This window comes from Streptomyces sp. R35, assembly GCF_041053035.1.
GTDB lineage: Bacteria > Actinomycetota > Actinomycetes > Streptomycetales > Streptomycetaceae > Streptomyces > Streptomyces lutosisoli.
In genome coordinates this window covers 6,323,482-6,339,675 of sequence record NZ_CP163440.1, presented here as the reverse complement: position 1 = coordinate 6,339,675, position 16,194 = coordinate 6,323,482, and the positions used below count along the sequence as shown (strand labels likewise).

Annotated in this window: 17 protein-coding genes; 9 read left to right on the top strand and 8 right to left on the bottom strand. The window is 69.0% G+C overall.

What is annotated here, in order from left to right:
• Positions 1–144: 144 nt before the first annotated feature.
• The 4 genes from AB5J50_RS28800 to AB5J50_RS28785 all read right to left on the bottom strand — a co-directional run bounded on the left by AB5J50_RS28800 (position 145) and on the right by AB5J50_RS28785 (position 4,702).
• Positions 145–1,647 carry an ATP-binding protein gene (locus AB5J50_RS28800; protein ID WP_369261123.1) on the bottom strand — a complete coding sequence of 501 codons (1,503 nt, stop codon included), beginning with the start codon at positions 1,645–1,647 and terminating at the stop codon, positions 145–147.
• Between the two features lie 117 nt (positions 1,648–1,764).
• Positions 1,765–2,493, bottom strand: coding sequence for a response regulator transcription factor (locus AB5J50_RS28795; protein WP_327430702.1), 729 nt, complete (start codon positions 2,491–2,493; stop codon positions 1,765–1,767).
• A gap of 455 nt (positions 2,494–2,948) precedes the next feature.
• Entirely contained in the window at positions 2,949–3,593 is a 645-nt protein-coding gene (locus tag AB5J50_RS28790) for a CE1759 family FMN reductase (RefSeq protein ID WP_369261122.1), read from the bottom strand.
• A complete protein-coding gene (locus AB5J50_RS28785) occupies positions 3,590–4,702 on the bottom strand; it encodes an LLM class flavin-dependent oxidoreductase (protein ID WP_369261121.1) in 1,113 nt (370 codons plus the stop codon). The genes AB5J50_RS28790 and AB5J50_RS28785 overlap by 4 nt, the downstream gene beginning before the upstream one ends.
• A 154-nt stretch (positions 4,703–4,856) precedes the next feature.
• On the opposite strand from AB5J50_RS28785, the gene AB5J50_RS28780 reads away from it, so the two are divergent.
• Both AB5J50_RS28780 and AB5J50_RS28775 read left to right on the top strand, forming a co-directional pair.
• Positions 4,857–5,666: a DUF6597 domain-containing transcriptional factor gene (locus AB5J50_RS28780; RefSeq protein WP_369261120.1), complete on the top strand. Its 810-nt coding sequence runs from the start codon at positions 4,857–4,859 to the stop codon at positions 5,664–5,666.
• A 100-nt stretch (positions 5,667–5,766) separates the two neighbouring features.
• A complete protein-coding gene (locus AB5J50_RS28775; RefSeq protein WP_369261119.1) occupies positions 5,767–7,212 on the top strand; it encodes an MFS transporter in 1,446 nt (481 codons plus the stop codon).
• A gap of 63 nt (positions 7,213–7,275) precedes the next feature.
• Here AB5J50_RS28775 and AB5J50_RS28770 read toward each other — a convergent pair whose 3' ends face one another.
• Positions 7,276–8,166, bottom strand: a complete 891-nt coding sequence (locus AB5J50_RS28770) for an NADP-dependent oxidoreductase (protein ID WP_369261118.1) — start codon at positions 8,164–8,166, stop codon at positions 7,276–7,278.
• A gap of 123 nt (positions 8,167–8,289) precedes the next feature.
• Between AB5J50_RS28770 and AB5J50_RS28765 the strand changes: the two genes are divergently transcribed.
• On the top strand, positions 8,290–8,697 hold the full coding sequence (locus tag AB5J50_RS28765; protein WP_327430696.1) for a helix-turn-helix domain-containing protein: 408 nt from the start codon (positions 8,290–8,292) through the stop codon (positions 8,695–8,697).
• Here AB5J50_RS28765 and AB5J50_RS28760 read toward each other — a convergent pair.
• Together AB5J50_RS28760 and AB5J50_RS28755 are read right to left on the bottom strand one after the other, a co-directional pair.
• Positions 8,670–9,161, bottom strand: a complete 492-nt coding sequence (locus AB5J50_RS28760) for a MarR family winged helix-turn-helix transcriptional regulator (protein ID WP_369261117.1) — start codon at positions 9,159–9,161, stop codon at positions 8,670–8,672. The genes AB5J50_RS28765 and AB5J50_RS28760 overlap by 28 nt on opposite strands.
• Positions 9,162–9,451: 290 nt before the next feature.
• Complete coding sequence (locus AB5J50_RS28755) at positions 9,452–9,910, bottom strand: hypothetical protein (protein ID WP_369265539.1); 459 nt, start codon at positions 9,908–9,910, stop codon at positions 9,452–9,454.
• A 125-nt stretch (positions 9,911–10,035) separates the two neighbouring features.
• Here AB5J50_RS28755 and AB5J50_RS28750 point away from each other — a divergent pair, with 125 nt between their 5' ends.
• The 5 genes from AB5J50_RS28750 (at position 10,036) to AB5J50_RS28730 (ending at position 13,773) form a co-directional block, all read left to right on the top strand.
• Positions 10,036–10,371, top strand: a complete 336-nt coding sequence (locus AB5J50_RS28750) for a YnfA family protein (RefSeq protein WP_327430693.1) — start codon at positions 10,036–10,038, stop codon at positions 10,369–10,371.
• Between the two features lie 154 nt (positions 10,372–10,525).
• Positions 10,526–11,296 (top strand): SDR family NAD(P)-dependent oxidoreductase, encoded by a 771-nt coding sequence (locus AB5J50_RS28745; protein ID WP_369261116.1) that lies wholly within the window; start codon positions 10,526–10,528, stop codon positions 11,294–11,296.
• Positions 11,296–11,466, top strand: coding sequence for a hypothetical protein (locus AB5J50_RS28740; RefSeq protein WP_369261115.1), 171 nt, complete (start codon positions 11,296–11,298; stop codon positions 11,464–11,466). Before AB5J50_RS28745 ends, AB5J50_RS28740 begins: the two co-directional genes overlap by 1 nt.
• Before the next feature lie 37 nt (positions 11,467–11,503).
• Positions 11,504–12,754 carry a GNAT family N-acetyltransferase gene (locus AB5J50_RS28735; protein WP_369261114.1) on the top strand — a complete coding sequence of 417 codons (1,251 nt, stop codon included), beginning with the start codon at positions 11,504–11,506 and terminating at the stop codon, positions 12,752–12,754.
• 215 nt (positions 12,755–12,969) lie between these two features.
• Positions 12,970–13,773 (top strand): LAGLIDADG family homing endonuclease, encoded by an 804-nt coding sequence (locus AB5J50_RS28730; RefSeq protein WP_369261113.1) that lies wholly within the window; start codon positions 12,970–12,972, stop codon positions 13,771–13,773.
• A gap of 56 nt (positions 13,774–13,829) precedes the next feature.
• Here AB5J50_RS28730 and AB5J50_RS28725 read toward each other — a convergent pair whose 3' ends face one another.
• Complete coding sequence (locus tag AB5J50_RS28725) at positions 13,830–15,023, bottom strand: RtcB family protein (protein ID WP_369261112.1); 1,194 nt, start codon at positions 15,021–15,023, stop codon at positions 13,830–13,832.
• Between the two features lie 202 nt (positions 15,024–15,225).
• Here AB5J50_RS28725 and AB5J50_RS28720 point away from each other — a divergent pair, with 202 nt between their 5' ends.
• The gene (locus AB5J50_RS28720; RefSeq protein ID WP_369261111.1) at positions 15,226–16,065 is read left to right on the top strand and encodes a DUF3558 domain-containing protein; all 840 of its coding nucleotides are present in this window, start codon (positions 15,226–15,228) and stop codon (positions 16,063–16,065) included.
• The last annotated feature ends 129 nt before the right edge of the window (positions 16,066–16,194 follow it).

The following is a 16,194-nucleotide window of genomic DNA, read 5'->3' as shown; positions in this document are numbered from 1 at the left end:
CAGCCCCGAGCCGTTAGGGGCGCGGGGAACTGCGCGAGCAACCCCCACCCACCCGCAGCCAAAGAACCGGCCTACGGGGTCTGGGGCGGAGCCCCAGGAACGGGATGGGACGGGTAGGGGCGGCGGGGGCGAAAGACCCCTCCCTCAGCCCTCGTTCGCCGGACCGTCCCCGTCCACCGTGAACCCGATCACCGTGCCACCCCCATCCCGCCGAAAGGCGAACGGCGTGCCGCCATGCCCCGTGGCCACCTCCCGGACGATGGACAGCCCAAGCCCGGAACCGGGCAGGCTCCGGGCATCGGCGGCACGGTAGAACCGGTCGAAGATACGGACCAGGTCACCATCCGCGATACCAGGACCACGGTCGAGAACCTCGACGCGAACCGGCCCGGGACGACCGACGCCGGGCACGTCACCGCCGGAATCAAAGGCAACCCCACGACCGGCACCCGATCCCGAACCCGAACCCGTGCCCAGCCCCACACCCCCTCGACCCCCCATCCCCGTAACCGCGATCTCGATCGGCGCCCTCCCGTCCCGATCGAACTTGGCCGCGTTCTCCACAAGGTTGGAAATCGCCCGCTGAAGAGCGGTAGGCCGCCCATCGACCTCCGTGTCCCCGCTCACCCGCACGGTGATGTCCCGCCCAGTCCGCCGCCGGGCAACGATCGCGACATCCTCGGCAAGGTCCGCGAGATCGAGCCGCCGCACGGGCTCGGTGTCGGACTGCCCTGCCGCGAGGGCGACCAGCTCGTTCACGAGGTCGGTCAGTTCGCGCGACTCCAGGGCGAGGTCGGCGACGAGTTCCTCCCGGGCCGCGGGCGGCAGCTCGTCGATGCGTCGGAGCATGGAGATGTTCGTACGCAGCGAGGTCAACGGCGTACGAAGCTCATGCCCCGCGTCCTGGACCAGCCGCCGCTGGTCCTCCTCGGACTGGGCGAGCCGGCCCAGCATCCGGTCGAAGGACCGGCCGAGCCGCGCCACCTCGTCGTACCCGGTGACCGGCACCTGGATACCGAGCCGCCCGGTGCGCGCGACGTCCTCGGCGGCCCCCGCGAGCCGCACCAGACGCCGGGTGATCCGCCGGGCCAGCCACCACCCGAACAGCCCCGCCGCGATCACGACCGCCCCGACGAGCAGCACGGTCCGCTGCTGCAGCTCCCGCAGCAGATCCTCCGTATCGCTGAACTGCTGCGCCACCTGCACCGCACCCCGCCCGCCGCCGAGCGCGACGGTCGCCACCCGGTAGCGGTCGCCGCCGACGTCGACCTCCTTGTGCTCCTCCATCTTTCCCGCCGTGCCGTCGTCCGAGATCGCCCGGTCGTGGCTGCCCACGGGCAGCTGCGGGTTGCCGCGGTCGACGATCGCCCCGCCGGGCCCGAGCACCTGAACGTCCGTACGGCTGGGCCGGATGATGTCGTCGAGCGGCCCGTCGTGGTCGGGGTCGGACGACGCGAAGTCGCCCGGCTGCAGCGGATGCTCGCGCACCTGGTCACGCAGGTCCTGCACGACCTCGGCGAAGACGGTCTGCTGGTCCACACGCACCAGCCGGGCGGCGGCGTCGTAACTCAGGAACCCGACGAGAACCGTGACGGCGGCGGCGACGGCCGCGAAGGACACCGTGAAGGTGGCCCGCAGAGAGGACACGCGCCGAAGCCGCAGCCGGGAAACCCGTCGAAGCCAACCGGATCTACCAGGCGTCCCAGGTGTGCCAGATGCGCCAGGCGTGCGGGACCGGGAAGACTTGGTTGAGCTGGGGGGCACTCAGTCCTCCCTCAATACGTACCCCACGCCCCGCACGGTGTGGATCAGTGCCGGTGCCCCCGGCTCGTCGAGCTTGCGCCGCAGATAGCCCACGTACACGGCGAGATTCTTCGATCCCGGGCCGAAGTCGTAGCCCCAGATCCGGTCGTAGATCGTGGCGTGGTCGAGGACGATGCCGGCGTTGCGGACGAGCAGTTCGAGGAGTTCGAACTCGGTCCGGGTCAGCTCCAGCTCCCGCTGCCCGCGCCACGCGCGCCGCGCCTGGATGTCCATGCGCAGCTCAGCCGCCGTGAGCTGCCCGTTCGACGCCTGGGCCTCCTTGGACACGGATGCCTGTACGTCGTCGAAGGCGCCGTTCCCGTTGCCGGTGCGGCGCAGCAGGGCGCGCAGCCGGGCGAAGACCTCCTCGACGTCGAACGGCTTGACCACGTAGTCGTCGGCGCCGGCGTCCAGGCCCGCGATGCGGTCCGCGGTCTCGACGAGCGCGGTGAGCATCAGGATGGGGATGCGGTTGCCCTCCGCGCGCAGCACGCGGCACACCTGGAGGCCGTCGATGCCGGGCATCATCACGTCCAGGACGAGGACGTCCGGTGGGGTGCGGTGGGTCTGGGCCAGCGCCTCCACCCCGTCGGCGACGGCCGTCACCTCATAGCCCTCCAGTGTCAGCGCCCTTTCCAGGGCGTGACGGATGGCACGGTCGTCCTCGGCGAGCAGCACGTTCTGGGGCACCCCACCAGTCTGCCAAGCCCCTGGCCGAGTACCACCTGATGAGCGGACCTATCCCCGCCCTTCTTACCCGCCTCTCACCCCTGCCTGGCGCGTCGCCTTACCTCCCCGGGTCACTGTGTCCCGTATGTCAGGACGGGCGAGCCCTGACAGTCCCTCCGCCCGGCCGCCCCGGGGACACCCCCGGCTCGGGGGCGGCCGGAGCGGCAGGGTCTGCGCCGGTTTCTTTCGCCCCCGCCGCCCCTACCCGTCCCATCCCTGGGGGCTGCGCCCCCAGACCCCCCTAAAAGACTGCGCAGTTCCCCGCGCCCCTAAAAGGGGCGCGGGGAACTGCGCAATCGTTTGGACCAGCCCCCACCCACCGGCAGCCAACACACAAACCGAACGGGGTCGAAGGGGCGGAGCCCCTGGGGGATGGGACGGGTAGGGGCGGCGGGGGCGAAGAAGGTCCCGGCGCCCTACGGCCGCAGCGCCGCAAGCTGCTGCTCGAAGGGGGTCACCTCGAAACGCCCCCCAGCCACAGCCACAGCCGCAGCCCCAGCCCCACTCCCCCGCACCCCTGTCGCCAACCCCACCATCAACCCGGCCAACTCCCCCGCCGCCCTCTCAATCCGCTCCGCCAGCCCCTCGGCCCCCCAGTCCTCCGAAGCCGCATACACCCCGGTCGGCACGACCACAGCCCGCAGATACGCGAACAACGGCCGCAGCGCGTGCTCAAGAACCAGCGAGTGCCGCCCCGAACCACCGGTCGCCGCGATCAGCACCGGCTTCCCGGCCAGCACATCCTTGTCCCCACCGGACATCACGTCGAAGAAGGACTTGAACAGCCCGCTGTAGGAGGCGGAGAAGACCGGCGTGACGACAATGAGCCCGTCCGCGGACGTCACCGCGTCGATCGCGGCGGCCAGCTCCCGCCCGGGGAACCCGTTCGTGAAGTTGTGAGCGATCTCGACGGCCAGATCACGCAGCTCGACGACTTCGACATCAACCTCGACATCGGCATCGAGGCCCGCACTACGAACCGTCGCGGCAGCCAGCCGGTCCCCCAGCAACCGCGTGGACGACGGAACACTCAACCCCGCAGAAACGACGACGAGCTTCATACGACGGTCACCTCCTGGGAATCCGTACCGAGGGACTGGCCAAGGGACTGAACAAGAGACGCGTGGGTCGGCGCATCCGGCACCCCGGCCGGCCGCCCCTTGGCGAACTCCTCGCGCAACACCGGCACGACCTCCTCGCCCAGCAGATCGAGCTGCTCAAGGACGGTCTTCAGCGGCAGCCCCGCGTGGTCCATCAGGAACAGCTGGCGCTGGTAGTCACCGGCGTACTCCCGGAAGGCCAGCGTCTTCTCGATCACCTGCTGCGGCGAGCCGACGGTCAGCGGGGTCTGCTCGGTGAAGTCCTCCAGCGACGGCCCGTTCCCGTACACCGGCGCGTTGTCGAAGTACGGCCGGAACTCCTTCACGGCATCCTGCGAGTTGCGCCGCATGAACACCTGGCCGCCCAGCCCCACGATCGCCTGCTCGGCCGTGCCGTGCCCGTAGTGCGCATACCGCTCGCGGTAGAGCTCGACCATCCGCTTGGTGTGGTCGGCCGGCCAGAAGATGTTGTTGTGGAAGAAACCGTCGCCGTAGTACGCGGCCTGCTCGGCTATCTCCGGCGAGCGGATGGAGCCGTGCCAGACGAACGGCGGTACCCCGTCCAACGGCCGCGGCGTCGAGGTGAACGACTGCAGCGGCGTACGGAACTTGCCCTCCCACGTCACCACGTCCTCGCGCCACAGCCGGTGCAGCAGCGCGTAGTTCTCGATGGCGAGGTTGATGCCCTGACGGATGTCCTTTCCGAACCAGGGATAGACCGGGCCGGTGTTGCCGCGCCCCATCATCACGTCCACTCGCCCGTCCGCCAGATGCTGGAGCATCGCGAAGTCCTCGGCGATCTTCACCGGGTCGTTGGTGGTGATGAGGGTCGTGGACGTGGAGAGGACGAGCTTCTCGGTGCGCGCGGCGATATAGCCGAGCATGGTGGTCGGCGACGACGGCACGAACGGCGGGTTGTGGTGCTCGCCGGTCGCGAAGACGTCGAGCCCGACCTCCTCGGCCTTCTGCGCGATGGCGACCATGGCCTTGATGCGCTCGTGCTCGCTCGGCGTCCGGCCCGTGGTCGGGTCCGGTGTGACATCACCGACGCTGAAGATCCCGAACTGCATGGTCGCTCACCCTCCAGGTTGTTGAGTATTCAACTATACCCTCGAACCATCCCCCCTCCACAGATATTCCGGCAGCCCGAGAGCCCGGCAGTCCGGCACTCTCCGGCACTCCGGCAGCCCGGGCGTTGTCAGTGCCCCGCCCTACGATCCCCTCATGGCCTCCCCACGCCGTGACACCCGAGGCATCGTCGACGCCGCGGAACTGTTCGCGCGCGTGAACTTCCGACGCCCCGAACCCCCCGAACCCCTCCGCCCTTACGTGGAGCACTACTGGCTGATCGACTGGGACCTCCCCGAGCCGTATGTCTCCCATGTGGTCCCGCACCCCTCGGTCCACATCGTGTTCCAGCAGTACGAGGGCCAGGAGCCCTCCGTCGAGGTGGCGGGAGTCCAGTTCGGCCTGTTCACCCAGAAACTGGAGGGGCGGGGACGGGTGTGCGGCGTCAAGTTCAGGCCCGGCGCCTTCCGCCCCTTCGCCCCGCAGTGCCCGGTGTCGGAGTGGACAGGCCGACGGGCATGGTGGCCCGAGGTCTACCCGGACACGGACCCCGCCGCGATCCTCGCCCCCGACGAGGAGGCCGCCCGCATCGCCGCCCTCGACACCTTCGTCCATACCCTCGGCCCCCACCCCGACCCCCAGGCCGATCTGGCGACGGCCCTGGTCGACCGCATCCGCACCGACCGCACGATCCGCCGCGTCGGCGACTTCGCCCGCGCCGAAGGCATGTCCGTACGACTGCTGCAGCGCCTGTTCGCCGGATACGTCGGCGTGGGCCCCAAGTGGGTCATCCTCCGCTACCGCATCCACGAGGCCCTGGAACGAGCCGAGACCTCCCAGCCGGTGGACTGGGCAGGCCTGGCCGCCGACCTCGGCTACGCCGATCAGGCCCACCTGGTACGGGACTTCACGGCGACGGTAGGCGTCCCGCCGACGGCATACGCGAGCGCCCGCCGGCCCACCTGACCCCATCCGCCGCCCCCGCCACCCCGCGACCCCCCGCAATCCCCGCCATCGCCGAGTAATGACTTGACCTCCCCCTCCCCCATGCCGCACATTTATCTGCGTGACGCAGACACTGCACAACGCAAAAGAATCCAACGGCGAATCCGCGCCCCCATCACCGCGCACCCGCTGGACGATCCTCGGAGTCGTCCTGGCCGCCGACGTCCTGGACCTCCTCGACAGCACCATCACCAACATCGCCGCCCCGACCATCGCCAAGGACCTCGGCGGCGGCACCACCCTCATCCAGTGGCTCGGCGCCTCCTACGCCCTCGCCCTCGGCGTGCTGCTGGTCCTCGGCGGACGACTGGGCGACAAGTACGGCCGCCGCACCCTCTTTCTCACCGGCCTCGCCGGCTTCACCGCGGCCTCGGTCGCCTGCGGTCTCGCGCCGAGCCCGGGGACACTCGTCGCCGCCCGCCTCGCACAGGGCGCCTTCGGCGCGCTCGTCATCCCGCAGGGCTTCGGCATCCTCGGCGCCACCTGGCCCCGGGACCAGATCGGCAAGGCGTACAGCCTCTTCGGCCCGGTAATGGGCCTCTCGGCCGTCGGCGGCCCGATCCTCGCCGGCTTCCTCATCGACACGAACATCGGCGGCCTCGGCTGGCGCGCGATGTTCCTCATCAACATCGTCCTCGGCGGCGCCGCACTCCTCGCCGCCGCCCGCCTGCTCCCCCGCGACACCGGCGACCGCACGGTCACCGTCGACGGCCCCGGCTCAGCCCTCCTGGCCGCCACGATGCTCACCCTGCTCTCGGCCCTGATCGAAAGCTCGGCACACGGCTGGACGACCACGAACATCCTGCTCCTCGCCGCGGGAGCAGCCCTCTTCGCCGCTTTCTGCCACCGCCAGCGCACCGCGGCCAACCCCTTGATCCAGCCCTCTCTCCTGCACAACCGGGGCTTCACCTCAGGACTCGTCCTCGGCATCGTCTTCTTCGCCGCGGTCGCCGGACTCCTCTACGTCGTCTCGCTCTTCTTCCAGCAGGCCCTCGGCCGCTCCCCCGCGGGCGCCGCACTCGGCCTGATGCCCCTGTCCGCCGGCATCGTCATCGCCGCGATCGCCTGCTACCGCCTGATCGGCACACTGGGCCGCCGCCTCGTCCTCCTCGGCCTGCTCATCACCCTCGCCGGAACGGGCTACCTGCTCGCCCTCGTTGCCATCTCCGGTACGGACACCGGCAGTTGGGCCCTGGTCCCGCCCCTGCTCGTCATCGGCCTCGGCATGGGCACCTGCTTCGGCTCGATCTACGACGTCACCATCGGCGACATCGCGCAGAGCGAGGCGGGCAGCGCGGGCGGCTCGCTCGGCGCGGTCCAGCAACTCGCCAACGCGATCGGCGCCGCGGCCGTCACCACCGTCTACTTCAGGGCACTCAAGCCGACCGGCGGCGGCGAGGCCCACGCCACCACCATGAGCCTCATCGCCGTCGCCGCGGTCACCCTCCTGTGCTGCCCCCTCGTACGCCTCCTGCCGCTCAAGGCACCGGAGGACCAACACCACTGAGGAAATACGAGCCGGAGGAAGTACGAGCCCGAGGAAGTACGAGCCTGGGGCTGGAGCACGAGCCTAGGGCTGGAGCACGAGCCGCCCCCGCAGCCCGCCCTCCGCCAGCCGCGCGTGTGCCTTGGCCGCCTCGTCCAGGGCGTACGTCTCGGCGACCCGGAGCGTCAGCACCTCCTCGTCGACGAGCGCCGCCAGCTCCGCGAGCCGCGCCCCGTCGGGGGCGACCTCCACCGCGCCGGTCCGCACCCCCCGCACGGACGCGGGGTGGGCCCCCGGAATGACCCCCACGAACGCGCCGCCGTCCCGCACCCACTCCAGGGCGGCCTCACCGAGCAGCGCCGCGTCCAGCACCCCGTCCACGCTCCCCGCCGCCACGGCCCCCGACACGAACCGGGCCGACCCCAGCGACCGTACGAGCTCCTCGTCGCCCTCCCGGGCCAGCGCGGTCACCGACAGCCCACGATGGACGGCGAGCTGCACGGCATAACCACCGACCGCACCCGCGGCCCCCGTGACCACCAGGCTCTGCCCCGCCTCCAGTCCCAGCGCGTCCAGGGCCTGCGCGGCGGTCAGGGCGTTCAGCGGCAGGGTCGCCGCGTGCACCACGTCGACCGAAGCGGGCGCCTTGGCCACGGCATCGGCGTCGACAACGACGTAATCGGCATGCGTGCCAAGGGACTTGGCGGTCCCGTAAGCCAGCGCCACCACTTCATCGCCGACACTCCACCCCGTGGCCACGCCCGGCGCGTCGACGGTCCCGGCCACATCCCACCCCAGCCCCAGCCTCTTCCCCGCGCCCCCGAACACGCCCGCACGCACCCCCGCGTCGACCGGATTCAACGCGGCGGCCGCGACCTTGATCCGCACCTGCCGAGCCCCCGGCTCGGGCACCGCCACCTCGACGATCTCCACGGCATCCGGACCACCAAAACCCGTCACAACAGCTGCACGCACGTCAACTCTCCTCACTCCAAGGCGATTTACCGGGTATCTCTCCCGCTGCAACAACCCTAGGAAGAGTTACTATCCTTTGGTAAGTAGGCACCTGAAGGTGCGTACGTCACCCGGAGGTGAGCCATGGCGACCACGACGGCGGCCCAGCAACGCAAGCAGGCACGCATCGAGTACGACGCGTTCATCAGGAGCTGCCCCACCAACCAGCTCCTCGACCGCATCAGCGACAAGTGGGTCAGCCTGGTCGTCAGCGCACTGGCCGAAGGGTCCATGCGCTACAGCGACCTGGGCCGCAAGATCGCGGGCGTAAGCCCCAAGATGCTGACGCAGACCCTGCGTTCACTGGAACGCGACGGCATCGTCGCCCGCACCGTCACCCCCTCCGTACCGGTCCGGGTCGACTACGAACTGACCCCCCTCGGCACCAGCCTCAGCTGCCTGCTCTCCGCCGTGAAGGACTGGGCGGAACTACACATCGAGGAGGTCAACGAAGCGCGCGAGCACTACGACACCTCCTCCGAGGCATCCTGAAACTCCCCGCCCCGCAGCCGCGCGATCTGCTCCGCACTGAAATCGACCGTGCGCCTCATATGCCCGATGATCAGGGCGAGTTCATCATCCTCAAGCCCGTCGAAGAGGGCATACCAGCCACCCCCCAGCCGGTCCCACATCCGCCCGAACTCGACGATCTTCTCCGGCACGGTCGCCACAAGCACCCGCCGCCGGTCGACCACGTCCCGCTCCCGCACGACGTACCCGGCCTTCTCCAGCCGGTCCACCAGCCGCGTGGCCGACCCGGTCGTCAGCCCGGTCAGCTCGGCAATCCGCCCGGTCGTCACCGCCCCGTCCTCCAGGCTGAGCAGATTCAGACACTGCAGATCCGTCGGATGCAGCCCCAGATGATCGGCAACGGCCTGGTTGAACAGCGCGTACGACGCCATGTACCGACGCGACACCACAGACAACTCGCCAAGCAACCGCTCCCGCCCAGCCATGCCCCACCTTTCCTCTGCACGAAACAGAAATCGTACGACGCAGACACCCACCCACACCGGACCGACCCGATCACCCACCCCCACCCGGGACGACGACGCACCCGCAGTCGGCAACGCACAGAAGGGGCCGTGCCGGTACGTCCAGCCCGTCGCTTACGTGGTTATGGCCAAGTTCATGCCATGGCAGCAAACAGCAATGCCCACCGGCGACGGGCTGGACGTACCGGCACGGCCCCGACCCCCAACGACGAACCGCACCGCACGCGCACGCGCACCCGCACCCGGCCCCCTCAGAACACGTACGAATCCCCGGTGTCCAGCGCCAACACCCGCTGCCGATCATTCGCATGGTTCCGATCCACGGCCCCACCACTCCACACCGTGTCCACCTCCATCGTGACCTCCGACGGCACCCCCCGAAGCCACACCGTCAGCCGAATCTCCTCCCCCAGCCCATCCGCCGCCAACGCCCCCGTCCGGCACACCACAGCCCGCGCCTCCGACCGAATACACCCCTCCGGCAGCCGCTGCACATCCGCCAGCGCCGCCGACCACCGCAGCCGCACCGTCGCGTCGGCAACAGCGTTCGGCCCATGGTTCTGCGGCGTCAGCCGGACATCGACGCTGCCCGCGGCCATGGACACGTACCCGTGGTAGGCGAGATCGGCCTCAGGAGCGAGGGCAACCACAGGCGAGCCCGCACCCACCACAAGAAGAGCCCCCGCACCCACCCCACACAGCATCCGCATCCGCATGACGTCATTTCCTTCGCTCGAAGCACAGGGTCACCCGATGTATCCCACCCCTGACCGCCGACAGGCGCCGTCCATCAGGTGACGCAATCCCTGTCGCACCCCCATGCGAAGGTGAACGCATGCTGATCGTCCGCTCCGCCGCCCTCTTCGTCCTCGCCGCGCTCTTCGAGATCGGCGGCGCCTGGCTGGTCTGGCAGGGCGTACGCGAACACCGCGGCTGGCTCTGGATCGGCGCGGGCGTCATGGCACTCGGCGTGTACGGCTTCGTCGCCACCCTCCAGCCGAACGCCGACTTCGGCCGCATCCTCGCCGCGTACGGCGGAGTCTTCGTGGCCGGCTCCCTCGCCTGGGGCATGGTCGCGGACGGCTACCGCCCCGACCGCTGGGACATCACCGGCGCGCTGATCTGCCTCGCGGGAATGGCCGTCATCATGTACGCGCCACGCGGCAACTGAGCCCACAGGACCCGACCGCGGAGCTCACCGGACCCGGAACCCGGACAGCTCGACGCCACCGCCCGCCACCTGCCTATCCTGGCGAAGACCGCCGCACACCCAAGAACACGAGCGCACCGCCCAAGAAGACGAGCGCACCGCCCAAGGAGCACACATGACCGCGCCCTCCGCCCCTTCCCGCATCGCCGTCGTCACCGGCGCGAGCAGCGGTATCGGCGCGGCGACGGCCCGGCAACTCGCCGCGGCCGGCTACCGCGTCGTGCTGACCGCCCGCCGCAAGGACCGCATCGAGGCGCTGGCGGAAGAGATCAACGCGGCGGGCCACGAGGCGGCCGCGTACGCGCTGGACGTCACGGACCGCGCGGCGGTCGACGAGTTCGCGACGGCGTTCAAGACGATCGGCGTCCTGGTCAACAACGCGGGCGGCGCGCTGGGCGCCGACCCGATCGCGACGGGCGACCCGGCCGACTGGCGCCAGATGTACGAGACGAACGTCATCGGCACGCTCAACATCACCCAGGCCCTCCTCCCCGCCCTCACCGCGAGCGGCGACGGCACGGTCGTGGTGCTCTCCTCCACCGCGGGCCACGGCACGTACGAGGGCGGCGGCGGCTACGTGGCCGCCAAGCACGCCGAGCACGTCCTCGCCGAGACGCTGCGCCTGGAGATCGTCGGCACGCCCGTCCGTGTCATCGAGGTCGCACCCGGCATGGTCAGGACGGACGAGTTCGCGCTGACCCGCTTCGGCGGCGACACGGACAAGGCGGCGAAGGTCTACGAGGGCGTGGCGGCCCCCCTGACCGCCGACGACGTCGCGGACACCATCACCTGGGCGATCACCCGCCCCAGCCACGTCAACATCGACCTGCTGGTCGTCCGCCCGCGCGCCCAGGCGTCGAACACAAAGGTCCACCGGGAACTGTGATGACGGAGCAGCCGGAAACACCGCAGACGCCGGAGGACTCCCTCGAGAAGCACCGCCTGGCCGAGGAGACGAGGAACGAACGCAAGGTCTGGTACTTCTTGGCCTACTTCCTCTTCGGCATCCACATCGTGGCGTTCGTCATGATCTACGCGGTGACGCACGCGAAGTGATCGCGACGGGCGTACGGCCCACGTACGCTCCCGCGATGTGAACAGACACATACCTTTCAACCGTCTGCACAACTTCCGCGACCTGGGCGGATACACAACGGAGGACGGCAGAACGGTCCGCTGGGGCCGAGTGTTCCGCGCGGACGCCCTGAGCAAACTCAAGGCCACGACCGAGGCCGATGCCGAGGACTGGAACCGCTTCCTGGCCCTCGGCATCCGTACGGTGATCGACCTCCGCTACCCCTGGGAGATCGAGGCGAAGGGCCGGGTCCCCGAACACCCGACCCTCACGTACCACAACCAGAGCATCGAGCACCGCCCGTACGACCAGCCGTCGCTGGGCCCCTCGGTCGCCCCCGGCCCGTACCTGGCCGCCCGCTACCTGGAGGTGGCGGAGGACGGCGTCAAAGAGATCCGCGAAACCCTGGAGCTGATCGCGACGGCGGACGAGGGACCGGTCGTCTTCCACTGCGCCTCCGGCAAGGACCGCACGGGCCTGGTGGCGGCCCTGGTCCTGACCCTCCTGGGAGTCCCGGAGAAAACGATCGTCGAGGACTTCACCCTCACCGAACGGGCAACGGCCCGCCTCCTGGCGGACTGGCACGCGACAAACCCGGACCGCCCCCAGATCTGGCCGGCCTACGGCAAGGCCCCCGCCGAGGTGATGACGGAGTTCCTCTCCGCCCTGAAGACCCGCCACGGCTCGATCCAGGCCTACGTCACCGACACCCTCGGCCTGGACACCACCTTCACGGAGTCCCTCCGAACGGCCCTCCTCGACCCCCCGCTGACCTTCCGCAGAGCCACCGAGAACGACCTCCCCACCCTGGTCCGCCTGCGCGACGAAGCAGCCCGCTGGCAGCTGGCCCACGGCATCGACCAGTGGAAGCCGGGCCAACTGGGCGAGCCCCACTTCCGCACCCGCCTGGCCGAGGGCGAGGTCTGGCTCGCGCTCCAGGGCGACCAGATCGCGGGCGCCTGGGAACTCTGGTGGGATGACCCGGCGGCCTGGGGCCCCCAACCCCCCACCGCCGCCTACATCCACCGCCTGATGACCGACCGCCGTGTGGCTCCACCCGGCACGGGCCGCCTGATGCTGACGGAGGCAGAACGCCGCATCGCAGCCTCCGGCCGCACCCTCTCCCGCCTGGACTGCCTCTCCAGCAACCCACGCCTACGGGAGTACTACCAGGCCGCGGGCTACACAGTCGTCGGCGAACAGTCCGCCAAGGACGGCGGCCTCGGCAGCCCGTACGCGGTGACACTCCTGGAGAGGCGACTCCACTAACTCACAAGGGTGAACCACATAGATCACCCATACGACCCCAGGACTCCCGATCTAGGCTCGCGCCACAACATCAAAACGACGGCCCTCGGCGGGGATAGCCGTCCCAGCCGAGGGCCTGACCATCAAGGAAGGCAGACTTCCCTGTGGCTGAACGCGAGCCTAACGCGCACCAATTCACACTGGACGATGCCCTGGGCGTCGACACGACGGGGTTCATGGACCTCGAAGACCCCAACTACGCCTACATGTTCGGCTTCTTGCAGGCGGACGGGCACCTCTCCCAGCAGTCCAGGCAGCGAGGACGTCTGACGGTGGAGATCAACGCGCGAGACATCGAGCTACTGCGCGAGTTCCAGCGGCTGACGCCGTACAACAGCAGCATCACCGAACGCACCCGATCCACGAACTTCGCCGAGACCCACCATTCGGCAACCTGGTCCGTGTGCTCCCTCGAAGCCAGGACCAAGCTCAACGAACTCGGCCTGCCCTACGGTCGCAAGTCGAAGAAGATCACCCCACCGCGCGTCGAGTTCTCGCGCCGCGACTACCTCCGGGGCGTGATTGACGCCGACGGTTCAGTGGGCTGCACAGGCAAGGGCTTCCCCTTCGTCTCCCTCACCACGGCCAGTACCGCCATCGCCGCCTACCTGTGCTTCTACGCCAAGAAGATCACGGGAGCCGAGCGCTTCATCAAGCGCAACGCTCGCGACGGGATCTACAACATCCTCTACACGAAGGAGGCAGCCCAGGAATTGGGCAGTCACCTCTACTACCGAGGCTGCCTTTCGCTGGAGCGGAAGCAGACAGCCGCCGAATCACTCGCCGACTGGCTGCGCCCAGCGGACATGAGGGTCGCACCCGACCGCCGACGCTGGAAGGAGTCGGAGGACCGAGTGCTGCTGAGGCTGAACAACGATGCATTGGCAGCCCGGGAACTCGGCCGCTCCGAGAAGAGCTGCACCATCCGACTCTGGCGTCTACGCACCGGGAAAGTTCCCCTGCCGCCAAGTGATCAGTGACCAACTGACGGATGGCCCCCGAGCTTGCTCCAGCTCGGGGGCCATCGCGCGTCGACTCATCCCTTCACACAGATGAACTGCTTCAGCTTCGCCACGACCTCAACAAGGTCGCGCTGCTGCTCCATCACCTGCTCGATCGGCTTGTACGCACCGGGAATCTCATCCACGACGCCGGAGTCCTTGCGGCACTCCACGCCTCGCGTCTGCTCCTCCAGGTCCTTCGTCGTGAAACGGCGCTTCGCAGCGTTCCGGCTCATACGGCGACCCGCCCCGTGCGAAGCCGAATTGAATGCCTTCTCGTTTCCGAGCCCCTTCACGATGTACGAGCTGGTTCCCATCGAGCCCGGGATGATCCCGTACTCCCCGGAGCCCGCACGGATCGCGCCCTTGCGGGTGACAAGCAGGTCCATGCCCTCATACCGCTCCTCCGCCACATAGTTGTGGTGGCAGGAGATCTCCTGCTCGAAGGTCGGCTTCGCCTTCTTGAACTCCTTGCGGATCACGTCCTTGAGGAGCGCCATCATGATTGCGCGGTTGTACTTCGCGTACTCCTGTGCCCAGAAGAGGTCGTTACGGTATGCGACCATCTGCGGGGTATCCGCGACGAAGACCGCGAGGTCACGGTCAACCAGGCCCTGGTTGTGCGGCAGCTTCTGAGCCACACCGATGTGGTACTCGGCCAGTTCCTTGCCGATATTTCGAGACCCGGAATGAAGCGTGAGCCATACCGAACCCTCGGAATCGAACAAAAGTTCGACATAGTGATTGCCCCCGCCGAGCGTTCCCATCTGCAAAGTGGCCCGCCCCTGCCGGAACTTCACCGCCTCCGCAACCCCATCGAACCGCCCCCAAAACTCATCCCACCCCGCCGTAGCGAGCCCATGGAACCGCCCCGGCTCAACGGGCGACTCATGCATCCCCCGCCCCACCGGAATCGCCTCCTCGATCTTCGACCGAAGCCGCGAAAGATCCCCCGGCAGATCATTGGCGGTGAGCGACGTCTTGACGGCAGACATCCCGCACCCGATGTCGACCCCCACCGCCGCAGGACACACCGCATCCCGCATGGCGATGACGGACCCGACGGTCGCGCCCTTCCCGTAATGCACATCCGGCATCACGGCGAGCCCCTTGATCCACGGCAGGGTCGCCACGTTCTGGAGCTGGCGCAGGGCCACGTCCTCGACCGACGCCGGGTCGGCCCACATGCGGATGGGGACCTTCGCCCCCGGAATCTCTACGTACGACATATCGTCCTCATTCCCCCTGAAACCACCACAAGTCATAAAACGCAAAACCGGCGCCAAGGTCGACGTATAGGACAACGGACCGGCGTCCACGGCAGTGCGTGCGATACACATTGTCTCCAGGGGCCGCCCCCACGCGGCAACCGAATAACCACAGGACACCCGGGCCGCAGCGCCGTCGGGAACCGTCGAGAGGAGCCTGACCGTGCAGCGGAAGGCGTACGTACCCGGCGTCGCCGTACTCCTCGCGGCCTTGCTGGCGGGCTGTACGGGCGGTTCGGGAAGCGGCGGTCCGGAAGAGGACTCCAAGGGGAGCGACTCCACCGCCACGGCGACGGCGGCTCAGCCGGGCAAGTACCGCACGCTCCCGGAGGCCTGCGGCTCGGCCGCCCATGACACCCTCGACTCACTCCTTCCCGGGATCAAGCAGATCGCGGACGAGGAGCAGCGCGAGAAGGCGTACGAGGGCGAGGCCACGCTCACGTACGACACGGACCGGCGCGACGGCTGCCGCTGGAAGGTGGAGTCCACGTCCGCCACCGATCACCTCCTCATCGACTTCGAGCGCGTGGTCTCGTACGACAACACGGTGAGCGACGACAGCAAGGCCGAGGAGATCTACGGGCGCAAGGAAACGGCGGCCGACCTTCCCGAGCCGACCGACACCGGCTCCGGTTCCGGCTCCAGTGCCGATTCCGGCGTCTCGGACACGGCCACTCCCTCCTCGTCCCCGTCCACGTCCTCCTCCTCGCCCTCCTCCACGTCCCCCTCCTCGTCCGCGTCTCCGTCCGAGACCCCCGTCGATCTCCAGCCCCGTACGCTCGACGGTCTCGGCGACGAGGCGTTCCTGAACGACAAGCTGAGTTCGGCGTCCTCGACGGCTCAGCAGCGCACGGTGACTGTGGTGTTCCGCACGTCGAATGTGATCGTGACGATCGAGTACGCGGAGCAGCCGACCGCGTCCACCGAGGCTCCGGACAGCAAGGAAATGCAGGACAGCGCGCGGAAACTGGCGCAGAAGCTGGTGGAGACGCTCAACGCGTAGCGGGTCAGCGGTGCCTGTCGGTGGCCTCTTCCAAACCCCTCGAACAGGAAACGCTCAGGCGCCTCACCGCGTACCGTGGCCCCTCGGACCCGACCGGCCGCACGTTCCATGTGCGGCCGTACCACGAGC